This window comes from Kribbella sp. NPDC000426 (assembly GCF_040300265.1).
Lineage (GTDB): Bacteria > Actinomycetota > Actinomycetes > Propionibacteriales > Kribbellaceae > Kribbella.
This window is the reverse complement of the sequence record NZ_JBEPDK010000003.1, coordinates 1,076,628-1,087,750: the sequence shown is the minus strand read 5'-3', so window position 1 is coordinate 1,087,750 and position 11,123 is coordinate 1,076,628. Positions and strand designations below refer to the sequence as shown.

The window sequence follows — 11,123 nt, the reverse complement described above, 5'->3', positions numbered from 1 at the left end:
GGCGAGATTTCTGCAGCCGTGGTCCACGACTCGGCGTACCGGCCAGGGACCGTTCGCCACGACTCGGCGAACCAGGCGACCGCCGGACCCGGCCAGGCAGCCAAGTCCCACTCTGGCTTTCTCCCTCTGCGATTCCGAGAGTGAGGGCCACGGCCGGCCCAGGTCCGGTCGGGTATGCCTGACACCGAGCCTGACACTCCTGTCCAGATGCCGACTGACTCGGACTGCCGGACCCAGCCAGGCGCCGAACCCTCCACTCCGTCTTTGTTTCCCTGTCCTTCCTTGGTCTTTCCTCTCACACCTTCTGAATAGCCCTCTTTTTAGCTGACCAGTTGGGTTACCGTGACTAGTTGGTAACCGCGGGCGCGGAGGGCTTGGACTATGGGGCCTACGGCTTGGGCGGTGTAGGGGGCGTTGTCGCCGCCGTGGTCCCCGCGCTCGGGGGGATTCGAACCCCAACCTTCTGATCCGTAGGAGCCTGCACATCTGGAGGTGCCCCGCACCACGGTGCATGTTCGTGGTTTCGGCGCTGCCGATGCTGGCACATTGTTCGAGGTCGGGCGGCAGGGGACGGGGCTACCCGCAGCTGAGCGCAGAACTCGGACGATTCCGATGCTCTTGGAGCAGGTGATTCTTGGTCGTCTCCGCACGGGGTCGGCGAGGTGCCGAGGGCGCGGATCGCGGCATGTGCGTGTGTTCGAGACTCAGTCCGCAGGCTGATCTGCATCGCCAAGCCACGCGGCACGGTTTCGCGGCAGGTTATCTATCACTGTCTTGATCGCCAGGTCGAGGTCGGTCGTATGGGCAAGCTCGAGGAGCGGCTGACGAGTCGTGGCCCACGATGCTTGGACGATGTATTCGTCCGGCCAATTCAGCCAGCAGGGCCTCCTCCAACGTCACCCTCACGGCGACAGTGTTGCAGAAGTGATCGCAGTCCAATGCTCCGGGCGATAAGCCTGGGGTGGGCAGCACGCGGGGGCCGCAGTTCGCCCCGGCACCGTCGTCCAACGGGTAGACGCTGGCCAAGGCAGTCACTCGCGAGCGACAGCGAGCAGACCGCGGGCGGCAGCCCGCCACACCCGGCGACAGCCGGAACCCCGGCGACAGCCGGAGAGGATGCTCCGGGCGATGAGCCCGGGGATGGGCGGGCAGCGGGCGGAGTGGTCGCTCCGAGGAGCGGAGCGACGAGAGGCGGGCGCGTAGCACGCGGGGCTGACGCAGTACGCCGGCTTCTACGGTTTGATCGAGTGGATGAGGCCGAGGAGGTCGGTCACCACACCTCGCACGCCGGGGATGCGGGTGAGCCGAAGGAGGCGGTCTACCAGGGGGACGGCTCGGTCGATCAGGGTGCGGGTTCGGCGTACGTCCTCGCTGGAGTCGTGGACCCAGAAGAGGACGACGCCCATCTGCAGCAGCCACAACAGCTCAGGGAGCTCCGCCCGTAGGTCCGCGGGCACCTTCAGGTCCGAGCCTTCGACGACCCGGCGGAAGATGTCGACGGCCGCATCCCGCGCCGGGCGGGACTCGTCGCTGAAGGGCGACAGCGGGCTCTTCGGATCCGCCGCCGTCTTGAAGAACGTGCCGGCGAACTCGTGGTACGGCGCCGCCACCTCCAGCCACGTTCGCAGTACGCCGGTCATCCGCGGCACGAACGCCTTCTCCGACGCGAGCAGCTCCTCGACGGCCGCGCGGTGCTGGTCCTGGAGCAGGTCGTAGTACGCCTGCATCAGGTGGTCCTTGGAGCCGTAGTAGTAGTACGCGTTGCCCACCGATACCCCGGCCTCGGTGGCGATCGCGCGCATCGTGGTCTTCCCGTACCCCTGCTCCCGGAACAGCCGTAGCGCCGTCGACAGGATCAGTTCGCGCGTCTGCTCACCCTTAGCGGTCGCACTGTCCGTCACATCCGTCAGCGTAGTCACCTCCGCTCAACCGCCGCAGTCCCGCGGCTGCTTGCACCATCGCCCGCGCCACCGGCCGCATCGCCGGACTCGCCAGTCGTACGGCGGTGTGCCTGTGCTCCCCCGTTGCCCACAGGCATACGATCCAGGCGCGATCGCCGACGTACACCGACCCGTCGTCGGCGACCACCGTCACGTCGCGCAGTGTCGCCTCGTGATCCAGACCGGGGTAGAGCGCCCGCGCATCCGTCGACCCCGCCGCGACGAACCGCAGGCGCATCACCCCGCCCTCCCCGTTCGACGCCGGCCGCTGCGCCGCCAGCCAGTCCTTGAACCGGCGGCACAGCCCGCAGTGGGCGTCGTACAGCACCGTCAACTCGCGCACGGTCCGCGAAACCTCAGTATCCGTACCGCGGTTCGGCCGCCGGCTGGACCGTGTCGTTCGGCGGCACCGGCGGAGTCGTCTGCAGCTCGAGCCGGCTGCGGCGCCGGATCGCGTTGAAGACCCACACGTTCGCCAGATGCAACCCGCCGAGCACCAGCATCACGATCCCGAGCTTGACGCTCAGCTGCTCGAACACCCCGCGCGCGTCCACCACCGCGCTCCCGCCGCGCAGGAACAGCGTCACGAACCCCAGGTTGACCAGGTAGAACCCGACCACGAGCAGCCGGTTCACCGCGTCGGCGAAGTCCTCGTTGCCGTGGAACACGTCGACCAGGAAGATCCGCCCGTTCCGGCTCAGCGTCCGCGCCACCCAGATCGTCAGCGGCACCGCAATGGCCAGGTAGACCAGGTACGTCGTCACCGTCATGTCCATCTCATCCCCACTCTTCTTAAACACGTTCAAATTCCGGTAGCACCGACCGTACGCCGTCTTTTTGAACATGTTCAAGTCACAGACCGGGTGACGTTGATCTCCCCTGAGGCAGGATGGCGACATGACGACTGGTCCGACGTGGGTCTTCGAAGGAACCGTGCTCCCGTCCGGCGACGCCGCGCGCGTAACGTTCGGCCCGGGCGAGCTCGGCGAGGTGCTGCCCGGTCGGTACGGCGTACCCGGGCTGATCGACTCGCACTGTCACCTGACCATGGCGGCCGGCCCGAACGGACCCGAGCTGCGCGGCGCGGACTTCGCGGCGGAGCGGCTCGGTGAGCTCGCCGGCGCCGGCGTCAGCGCAGTCCGGGATGTCGGCGGCAACCGCGAGGTCACCCTCGAGCTGGCGCGAACGCCCGACGACAGCCGTCCGCTCGTGCTCGCGGCCGGCCGGTTCCTCGCGCCGAAGGGCTGCTACTTCCCGCAGGCGTACGAGCCGGTCGATCCGGAGGACCTGCTCGCCGCGGTCGAGGCCGAGATCGCCGACGGCGCCACCTGGCTCAAGCTGGTCGGCGACTTCCCCGAGGTCGGTCCGGACGGCCCGATCCGCGGCAGCAAGGTCAGTCCGACGTACGGTCTGGACGTGGTCGAGGCCATGGTCGAGCTGGCCCATTCCCGCAATGCCCGGGTCGCGGCCCACGTCAACACCGACCACGTCAGCGACCTCATCCGGGTCGGCATCGACTCGGTCGAACACGGTACGGCGCTCACCGAGCAAGACCTGGAAACCCTCGGCGCCCGCGGTGGCGCATGGACCCCGACACTCAGCGCCTCGGTCAGCCCGGGCCCGAACGAGACCCCCGAGCAGACGGCTCGCCGCCGGGCCCGCTCCGAGTACCTGTCGTCGATCCTGCCGCTCGCCGACCGGTACGGCGTCCGCGTACTCACCGGATCGGACGTCGTCGGCACGGTCGTGGGCGAGATCGACATGCTGGTCAAGCACGGGCTCTCCGTCGAACAGGCCCTCACCGCAGCCTCCACCGGCGCGCAGGACTTCCTCGGTCTGACCGGCGCGGGCAACCTCGTCACGTACGACGCCGACCCGCGCAAGCACCCCGAAGTACTGGCGTCGCCGGCGGCCGTCGTACTGAACAACCGCCGGATCTCATGAAGGAGAAGGACCTCGACCGCTGGGTCGACCGGTACCGGAAGGCGTGGGAGAGCAACGATCCCGCGCATATCGCCGCGCTCTGGACCGAGGACGCCGCCTGGTACCGGCGCCCGGACGAGGCGCCGGTGCTCGGCCGGGACGCGATAGTGGCGGCCTGGCTCGACGTCGCGGACGGTCCGGGCGAGACGGACTTCGAGTACCAGGTGCTCGGGTTCGGCGACGGGGTCGGATTCGTGCGCGGCTGGACGACGTACCTGACCAACCCGCCGGCCGAGTTCAGCAACCTCTGGGTCATCCGGCTGGACCGGGACCGGGCGCACGAGTTCACCGAATGGTGGATGGAAAAGCCGCTCTGAGCTAAGCTCGCGGACAGGCACTCAGGGTGCCACCGGTCCGCGGGAAGGGCTCAGCCCACCTGAAATGAGCACGGTTGTGGCAGTTGTTCACCTCCTTTCTCGCCTGACGACGCGGACAGCAGGCTCGTAGAGAGGAGGTCGGTGATGCCGACCCGAAATCTTCCGGACGACCCACACCTCGAGCACCTTCGCAAGCAGGCAAAAGCCCTGCTCAAGGGCGTCCGCGCCGGGGACCGGGACGCGATCGCACTCGCGGACGAGTTCCATCCGGTGCAGACGCTCGCGGACGCGCAGCTGGTCGTTGCCCGCAGCTACGGATTCCCGAGCTGGCCGCGGATCGTGCGGCACCTGGAGTTGGTGGACAAGTACAGCCGGTCACCGCACCGTCAGTCCGTCGGCGGCCCGCTCGACACTCCGGAGCAACGAGCCGACGAGTTCCTCCGCCTGGCGACCTTGCACTACGGCCAGGACGATCCGGCGCGGCAACGATCGGCCCGGGAGCTCCTCGAGCGGTTCCCGGAGATTGCCCAGAGCAACATTTATACGAAGGTCGTTGCCGGCGACATCGACGCCGTACGAGCGGACCCGTCGGCAGCAGCGGAAGAAGGCGGACCGTATCGCTGGGAACCGCTGCTCTACCTCACCTACAACCGCCTGGACGCGCCCAATCAGGTCGAGATCGCCCGTCTCCTCCTCGAGAACGGCGCCGACCCGAACGCCGGATATCTCTGGCAGGGGCTGCCGTCGCCGTTCACCGCGATCACCGGCGTCTTCGGCCGCGGCGAGGGCGACCAACCGCCACACCCTGACCGGGTCGAACTAGCTCGCGTGCTGCTCGACGCCGGCGCCGACCCGAACGACAGCCAGACCATGTACAACTGCGGTCCCGGCTGTCCCCCGCCGTACGACGATGTCCATCTGGAGCTGCTGCTGGAGTACGGGCTGGGCCGCGGCGACGGCGGTCCGTGGCACGAACGGATGACGACCGCGCACCCGACTCCGCAGCAACTGTTGGAGGACGAGCTGGTGTTCGCAGCCTCGGCCGGCCTCCTCCACCGGGCCGAGCTAGTGCTTGCCCAAGGCACCGATCCGGAGGGGACCGGCACCAGGCATCCGGTGTACGGCGGCAGTCGACCGTACGTGCTGGCGGCGGTCCAGGGCCACGAGGAGATAGCGGACATGCTCCGAGCGCGGGGTGCAGCGCCGCTGGACGAGATCGACGAGGTGTACGCCGCGGCGATGCGCGGCGAGATGCCGGACATCGACGCCGGGCTGGCCGCGCGGGCGGTCGCCCGCCAACGTCACCTGCCGGTTCGAGCCGCCGAGATCGGCCGCACCGAGGCGATGGAACCGTTGCAGCGCCTCGGATTCGACCTGAACCGGATCTCCGGCGGATCCGCGCCGATCCACCGGGCCGCGATCAACGGCCATCTCGACACGGTCAAGAAGCTGATCGAGCTCGGCGCCGACCCGGAGCTGCGCGATCCCAACTACAACGGGAATGCACTCGGCTGGGCCGAGCACGACCACCAGCAGGCGGTGATCGACTACCTCAAGGGCTTACCGCAAGGAACAGGAACGCACTGAACACCGCGAGGTGAACGGCGCCCTGCAGCAGCGTGGCCCGCCCGGTCGCGAGCGTGAGCATCGCGGTCACGACCGTCAGCGCGAACAGCACCACTTCCTTGCCGTCGAGCCCGAGGACGAGCGGACCGCTCAGCCAGATGGACGCGATCGCGATCGCGGGGATGGTCAGTCCGATGCTGGCGAGCGCTGACCCGAGCGCGAGGTTGACGCTGGTCTGGAGGCGGTTCCGCAGTGCCGCGCGTACTGCGGCAACCGTCTCCGGCAGCAGCACCAGTAGCGCGATCACGACACCGACCACGGCCAGCGGCGCGCCGGCCGACTCCACCGCGGACTCGAGATTCGGCGACACAGTCTTGGCCAGACCAACGACCGCGATCAGGCAGACGAACAGCAACCCGAGGCTCAGCAGCGCGGTCCGGCCGCTCGGCGCCTCCGCGTGGTCGTCCTCGCTCTCGACCTCACCATCGGAACGAACCGGCAGAAAGTAGTCCCGGTGCCGGATCGTCTGGATGAACACGAAGACGCCGTACAGCACCAGCGACGTCACACCGGCGAACGCGAGCTGCGCCGGGCTGAACTGCGGCCCGGACGCGCTCGTCGTGAACGTCGGCAACACCAGGCTCAACGTGACGAGCGCAGTCATCACGGTCAGCGCGGAGTACGACGCCTGGACCCGGAACTCCTGCACGCGGTGCCGCAGCGAGCCGACAACGAGCGACAACCCGAGGATCCCGTTGCAGGTGATCATCACCGCGGCGAACACGGTGTCACGCGCCAGTGGCGCGGCCTTGTCGCCGCCCGACGCCATCAGCGTGACGATCAGCGCGACCTCGATGATCGTCACCGCGAGCGCGAGGATCAGCGTGCCGAACGGTTCGCCGACCCGGTGCGCGACCACCTCGGCGTGATGCACGGCGGCGAAGACCGCGGCGCCGAGTCCGAGACAGACCAGGACCAGCAGTACGACACCCAGGTCGCGATGCCACGTCCCCACCAAGTCGGCGAAAGCGAGCGGCGGCACGATCAACGTCCAGCGCGGCAGGCCTTTGAGCACGGAGATTCTCATCCCCAGACAGCCTATCGGGAATCGGCTTGGCATCCGGGCAACATCAGGTGATGCTTCTCCCAATGACTGTGCAGATCAGGAACGCCACCGCCGCCGACTGGCCGGCCATCTGGCCGTTCTTCCACGAGATCGTGACCGCGCGGGAGACCTACACCTACGACCCGAACCTCACCGAGGAACAGGCCGGTGCGCTGTGGATGTCGCCGTCCAGTTCGCCGCTGGCCCGGACCACGGTCGCGGTCGATGCCGACGGCACCGTTCTCGGCAGCGCGAACATGTACCCGAACCGGCCCGGTCCCGGCGCGCACGTCGCCAGCGCGAGCTTCATGGTCGACGGCAAGGCGCGTGGCAAGGGCGTCGGCCGGTTGCTGTGCGAGGACATGATCGAGTGGGCCGGGCGGTCCGGGTTCCGCTCGATCCAGTTCAACGCGGTCGTCGAGACGAACGAACCCGCCGTACACCTGTGGCAGTCGCTCGGCTTCCGCATCGCCGGCACCGTCCCCGAGGCATTCGACCACCCCACACTCGGGTACGTCGGGCTACACGTCATGTACCGTCCGTTGCCATGAATCGTGCGCGCCGGATGTGGAAGGTTCTGGAGCCGTATCACGCGATCACGTACTTCTCGCCCGAGACGCGGCAGGCGACCGACGCGCTCGGGTTGAAGGGCGGCTGGATGAGCTACTTCGGCTGCCGGTCCGCGCCGCTCGGCGCGGTCGTGCCGGAGTTGGTCGCCGCGATGTTCTACAACTTCCACCCGGCGATGGTCGCCCGCTCGTTGCCCGACGCGTGGACGTATGCGACCCCGGAACAGCTCCTCGACGCACGTCTGACGGCTGTGGACAACGCCGTACGCCGGCTGTTCGCCGACGAGCCGCCATACCAAACCGTATGGTCTGGTGACGCCGTCAAGCGAGCAGCCGAGCTGGCCCAGCGGGCGGCCGAGCTCGCACCGGTTGCCGGACGCCCGATCGCGGCAGCCAACGCCGCGCTGGCGTGGCCGGAAGAGCCGCACCTCGTCCTCTGGCACGCGACCACGATCCTGCGGGAGTCCCGCGGCGACGGGCATGTCGCGGCACTGGTCGCGGCCGATCTCAGCCCGTGTCAGGCGTTGGTGACGATCTCCGCCGCGGGCGGGCCGTCCAAGGAGGTCTTCCAGCTCAACCGCCGGTGGAGCGACGAGGAGTGGGCCGTCGCCTCCGACGATCTGCGCAGCCGCGGACTGCTGGACGCCGACGGCGCACTCACCGACTCCGGTCAAGCGTTGCGGCAGCAGGTGGAAGACACCACGGATGCGCTGGCCGATCAGGGTTGGCGGGCGCTGGGCGACGAACGCGCCAGCGAGCTGCACGACGCCGTACGGCCGATGAGCGCCGTGCTGATGTCGGCCGGGCTGATCCCCGTGGACAACCCGATGGCTATGCGCTGGGACTGATCCGGTCGGCCAGCATGCGAAGCGACTGAGCGAGCTGCTCACCGGTCGGCGCGCTGTCCGGATCGAACATGCCCTGCGCGACCACCCCGAGCAGCAGCGCCTGCAGGAGTGAGCCCATCGCCTGGACCTCCGCCGGGTCGGCGTCCGGATCGACGCCGCCGAACATGTGCGCCAGCCCTTCGCGCGCCTCGCCCTGCATCTTCGTCAGCTCCGCGACCAGCTCGGGCATGCTCGCGCCGAGGCTGAGGACCTCGAACTGCGTTGCCCACAACGCCTTGAGTCGCGGGTTGGACAGGCTCTCGATGATCTGACCCCACGTCGCGACGAATTGCTCGCGCGGTCCGCCTGCGGCCGCGCGGACGCCGGCCGCCCGCTCGTCCCCGGCCACCTCGGTCGCCCACTCGTCGGTGAGCAGCGCACGCAGCGCCTCGTTGAGCAGCGTCTCCTTGGACCCGAAGTGGTAACCGATCGCGGCCAGGCTCACCCCGGCCGCGGTCGCGATGTCGCGCGCCGTCGTCCGGCTGTAGCCCTTCTCCAGCAGACATGCCTTCGCGCCCTCGACCAGCGCCTCGCGATTACCCATGCCGGAACTCTAACACATCCGTCTCACACGAACGTATTGCACATTTGTCTAAGACCGTCGTACAGTCTTGGCACAGCAACCACTTCTGGAGGGGTTCCGATGACGACAGTCCTGATTTCCGGCGCGAGCGTGGCGGGTCCGGCCCTGGCCTACTGGCTGCAGCGGTACGGCTACACCACCACCGTGGTCGAGCGCGCCCCGGCGCCGCGGCCCGGCGGCTACGCGGTCGACTTCCGCGGCGCGTCGATGAAGGTGCTCGACCGGATGGGCATCCTGGACGAGGTCCGGGCGAGGGCGACCGACATGGGCGCCATCACCTATGTGAACGAGCAGGGCAAGCGCGTCGCGAGCACTCCGCCGAGCGCATTCAGCGGCGAACTCGAGATCCTCCGCGGCGACCTGGTCGAGATCCTGTACACACGGACCGCCGACACCGTCGAATACCTGTTCAGCGACTCGATCGCGTCCTTGACCGACGACGGCTCCGGCGTCGACGTGGTCTTCGAGAGTGGCCTGACCCGGCGGTTCGACCTGGTCATCGGCGCCGACGGGCAGCACTCGAACGTACGCCGGCTCGCGTTCGGCCCGGAATCGTCGTACGCACATGACCTCGGCTACTACGTCTCGGTCAGCACGGTCGCCAACCACCTCGACCTCGACCGCACCGGGCAGATCCTGAACGTGCCCGGCAAGACCGTCGGCGCCTACAGCGCCCGCAACAACACCGAGGCGAAGGCGCTGTTCTATTTCACCGCCAAGGACAAGCTGGACTACGACCGGCGCGACACCGAGTCCCAGAAGACGATCATCGACGAGCAGTTCGCCGGGATCGGCTGGGAGGTGCCGACGCTGCTGGCGGGGATGCGGCAGGCGCCGGACTTCTACTTCGACTCGATCACCCAGATCAAGCTCGACAGCTACTCCCGTGGCCGGATCGCGCTGGTCGGCGACGCGGGGTACTGCGCTTCGTCGCTGTCCGGTATGGGCACGAGCCTCGCGATCGTGGGTGCCTACGTCCTCGCCGGGGAGTTGCACGCGGCCGGCGGCGACCACGTGCGGGCCTTCGAGCAGTACGACGCACGCATGAAGGGCTTCGTCGCCGCGTGCCAGAAGTTGGCGCTCGAAGGCGCGATGTGGTTCATCCCGGGCAGCAAGTGGTTCATGAAGCTGCGCAATCTGACCCTGCGGATGATGCCGTACCTGCCGTGGCGGAAGGTGATCGAGGAGGCGCCGCTCAAGGCCGGTAACGCCATCGAGCTCACGACGTACGCTGTGTCGTCGTCCGAAGGCCTTCCTGTGCGGCCCGCAGCACCGCGTCGGTGAGCGCGTCCAGGATGCCGGACTCGAGCTTCCAGTGCTGCCAGTACAACGGCACGTCGATGTACTTGCCTGGGGCAACTTCTACCAGGCGGCCGGCGGCGAGCTCGGAGCCGGCGAGCTGGTCCTCGATCATCCCCCAGCCGAGCCCGATCCGGACCGCCTCGTGGAACGGCGCGGACGCCGGGATCGCATGCGACGGCGGATCCAGCTTCCGCCGGGTCACCTTGCGCAGCAGCCGATGCTGCAACACGTCCTTCTCGTTGAACACGACCATCGGGGCCTCGGCAAGTGCCTCCGGCAACGGTTTCCCGGCCAGCCAGCGGTCGGCGTACTCCGGGGTCGCGAGCGGGAGGTATCGCATCTTCCCGAGCGGTACGACGCGACACCCCTGCACCGGCCGCGGATCGGCGGTGACCGCGGCCAGGACCGTACCGTTGCGCAGGTACTCCGCCGAGTGCTCCTCGTCCTCCTGGTGCACCAGGAACCGGGCGTCGTGCGTGCGCGACAGATCGAGCATCGCGGGCAGGAACCAGTTGTTGAGCGAGTCCGCGTTCACCGCGAGCGGGATGCGCTGCGCGTCGACCGTACCGCGGACGGCGGCGATCGCCTCGAGCTCGAGCAGAGCGACCTGCCGAGCCAGCCGGAGCAGCGCCTCACCCGCCGCGGTCGCCCGGGCCGGTTTGCCGCGCATCACCACGACCTGACCGAGGCGGCTCTCGAGGGCCTTGATCCGTTGGCTGATCGCGGACGGCGTGACCCGCAACCGCCGGGCGGCCGCGTCGAAGCTGCCTTCGTCGACGACGGCCACGAACGTCTCGAGCTGCACGGAGTCGAACTGCATGATGAAGCAATCCTAATGCTGCTTCAGAATCTTTAGCTGGTTTGAAGCCGC

At 68.4% G+C, this 11,123-nt stretch carries 12 protein-coding genes; 6 read left to right on the top strand and 6 right to left on the bottom strand.

What is annotated here, in order from left to right; translation table 11 throughout:
- Positions 1 to 1,232: 1,232 nt before the first annotated feature.
- From ABT313_RS19200 to ABT313_RS19190, 3 genes are read right to left on the bottom strand one after another with little or no spacing between them, the layout of a single operon-like run.
- The gene (locus tag ABT313_RS19200) at positions 1,233 to 1,901 is read right to left on the bottom strand and encodes a TetR family transcriptional regulator (RefSeq protein WP_350855081.1); all 669 of its coding nucleotides are present in this window, start codon (positions 1,899 to 1,901) and stop codon (positions 1,233 to 1,235) included.
- Positions 1,879 to 2,283 (bottom strand): thiol-disulfide oxidoreductase DCC family protein, encoded by a 405-nt coding sequence (locus ABT313_RS19195; RefSeq protein WP_350855078.1) that lies wholly within the window; start codon positions 2,281 to 2,283, stop codon positions 1,879 to 1,881. The genes ABT313_RS19200 and ABT313_RS19195 overlap by 23 nt, the downstream gene beginning before the upstream one ends.
- Before the next feature lie 13 nt (positions 2,284 to 2,296).
- The gene (locus ABT313_RS19190; protein WP_350855075.1) at positions 2,297 to 2,710 is read right to left on the bottom strand and encodes a hypothetical protein; all 414 of its coding nucleotides are present in this window, start codon (positions 2,708 to 2,710) and stop codon (positions 2,297 to 2,299) included.
- A 127-nt stretch (positions 2,711 to 2,837) separates the two neighbouring features.
- Between ABT313_RS19190 and ABT313_RS19185 the strand changes: the two genes are divergently transcribed.
- The 3 genes from ABT313_RS19185 (at position 2,838) to ABT313_RS19175 (ending at position 5,827) form a co-directional block, all read left to right on the top strand.
- Complete coding sequence (locus ABT313_RS19185) at positions 2,838 to 3,884, top strand: amidohydrolase family protein (protein ID WP_350855072.1); 1,047 nt, start codon at positions 2,838 to 2,840, stop codon at positions 3,882 to 3,884.
- On the top strand, positions 3,881 to 4,240 hold the full coding sequence (locus ABT313_RS19180) for a YybH family protein (RefSeq protein WP_134110832.1): 360 nt from the start codon (positions 3,881 to 3,883) through the stop codon (positions 4,238 to 4,240). Before ABT313_RS19185 ends, ABT313_RS19180 begins: the two co-directional genes overlap by 4 nt.
- A 144-nt stretch (positions 4,241 to 4,384) precedes the next feature.
- Positions 4,385 to 5,827 (top strand): ankyrin repeat domain-containing protein, encoded by a 1,443-nt coding sequence (locus ABT313_RS19175; protein WP_350855070.1) that lies wholly within the window; start codon positions 4,385 to 4,387, stop codon positions 5,825 to 5,827.
- Here ABT313_RS19175 and ABT313_RS19170 read toward each other — a convergent pair.
- Positions 5,793 to 6,893, bottom strand: coding sequence for a calcium:cation antiporter (locus ABT313_RS19170; RefSeq protein WP_350855067.1), 1,101 nt, complete (start codon positions 6,891 to 6,893; stop codon positions 5,793 to 5,795). The two genes, ABT313_RS19175 and ABT313_RS19170, sit on opposite strands and share 35 nt — an antisense overlap.
- A 62-nt stretch (positions 6,894 to 6,955) precedes the next feature.
- Between ABT313_RS19170 and ABT313_RS19165 the strand changes: the two genes are divergently transcribed.
- On the top strand, positions 6,956 to 7,462 hold the full coding sequence (locus ABT313_RS19165) for a GNAT family N-acetyltransferase (RefSeq protein WP_350855065.1): 507 nt from the start codon (positions 6,956 to 6,958) through the stop codon (positions 7,460 to 7,462).
- Positions 7,459 to 8,328 carry an SCO6745 family protein gene (locus ABT313_RS19160; protein ID WP_350855062.1) on the top strand — a complete coding sequence of 290 codons (870 nt, stop codon included), beginning with the start codon at positions 7,459 to 7,461 and terminating at the stop codon, positions 8,326 to 8,328. Before ABT313_RS19165 ends, ABT313_RS19160 begins: the two co-directional genes overlap by 4 nt.
- On the opposite strand, the gene ABT313_RS19155 is transcribed toward ABT313_RS19160, so the two are convergent.
- Positions 8,312 to 8,911, bottom strand: a complete 600-nt coding sequence (locus ABT313_RS19155; RefSeq protein WP_350855059.1) for a TetR/AcrR family transcriptional regulator — start codon at positions 8,909 to 8,911, stop codon at positions 8,312 to 8,314. The genes ABT313_RS19160 and ABT313_RS19155 overlap by 17 nt on opposite strands.
- 99 nt (positions 8,912 to 9,010) lie before the next feature.
- Between ABT313_RS19155 and ABT313_RS19150 the strand changes: the two genes are divergently transcribed.
- Positions 9,011 to 10,234: an FAD-dependent monooxygenase gene (locus ABT313_RS19150; protein ID WP_350855056.1), complete on the top strand. Its 1,224-nt coding sequence runs from the start codon at positions 9,011 to 9,013 to the stop codon at positions 10,232 to 10,234.
- Here the strand turns inward: ABT313_RS19150 and ABT313_RS19145 are convergent.
- Complete coding sequence (locus ABT313_RS19145) at positions 10,170 to 11,072, bottom strand: LysR family transcriptional regulator ArgP (protein WP_350855054.1); 903 nt, start codon at positions 11,070 to 11,072, stop codon at positions 10,170 to 10,172. The genes ABT313_RS19150 and ABT313_RS19145 overlap by 65 nt on opposite strands.
- Between the last annotated feature and the right edge of the window lie 51 nt (positions 11,073 to 11,123).

What these genes read in the sequence shown, in the direction of transcription:
- ABT313_RS19190 (WP_350855075.1), bottom strand. Translation starts at nt 2,710, where the DNA reads ATGACGGTGACGACGTACCTGGTCTACCTGGCCATTGCGGTGCCGCTG.
- ABT313_RS19185 (WP_350855072.1), top strand. Translation starts at nt 2,838, where the DNA reads ATGACGACTGGTCCGACGTGGGTCTTCGAAGGAACCGTGCTCCCGTCC.
- ABT313_RS19180 (WP_134110832.1), top strand. Translation starts at nt 3,881, where the DNA reads ATGAAGGAGAAGGACCTCGACCGCTGGGTCGACCGGTACCGGAAGGCG.
- ABT313_RS19175 (WP_350855070.1), top strand. Translation starts at nt 4,385, where the DNA reads ATGCCGACCCGAAATCTTCCGGACGACCCACACCTCGAGCACCTTCGC.
- ABT313_RS19170 (WP_350855067.1), bottom strand. Translation starts at nt 6,893, where the DNA reads ATGAGAATCTCCGTGCTCAAAGGCCTGCCGCGCTGGACGTTGATCGTG.
- ABT313_RS19165 (WP_350855065.1), top strand. Translation starts at nt 6,956, where the DNA reads ATGACTGTGCAGATCAGGAACGCCACCGCCGCCGACTGGCCGGCCATC.
- ABT313_RS19160 (WP_350855062.1), top strand. Translation starts at nt 7,459, where the DNA reads ATGAATCGTGCGCGCCGGATGTGGAAGGTTCTGGAGCCGTATCACGCG.
- ABT313_RS19155 (WP_350855059.1), bottom strand. Translation starts at nt 8,911, where the DNA reads ATGGGTAATCGCGAGGCGCTGGTCGAGGGCGCGAAGGCATGTCTGCTG.
- ABT313_RS19150 (WP_350855056.1), top strand. Translation starts at nt 9,011, where the DNA reads ATGACGACAGTCCTGATTTCCGGCGCGAGCGTGGCGGGTCCGGCCCTG.
- ABT313_RS19145 (WP_350855054.1), bottom strand. Translation starts at nt 11,072, where the DNA reads ATGCAGTTCGACTCCGTGCAGCTCGAGACGTTCGTGGCCGTCGTCGAC.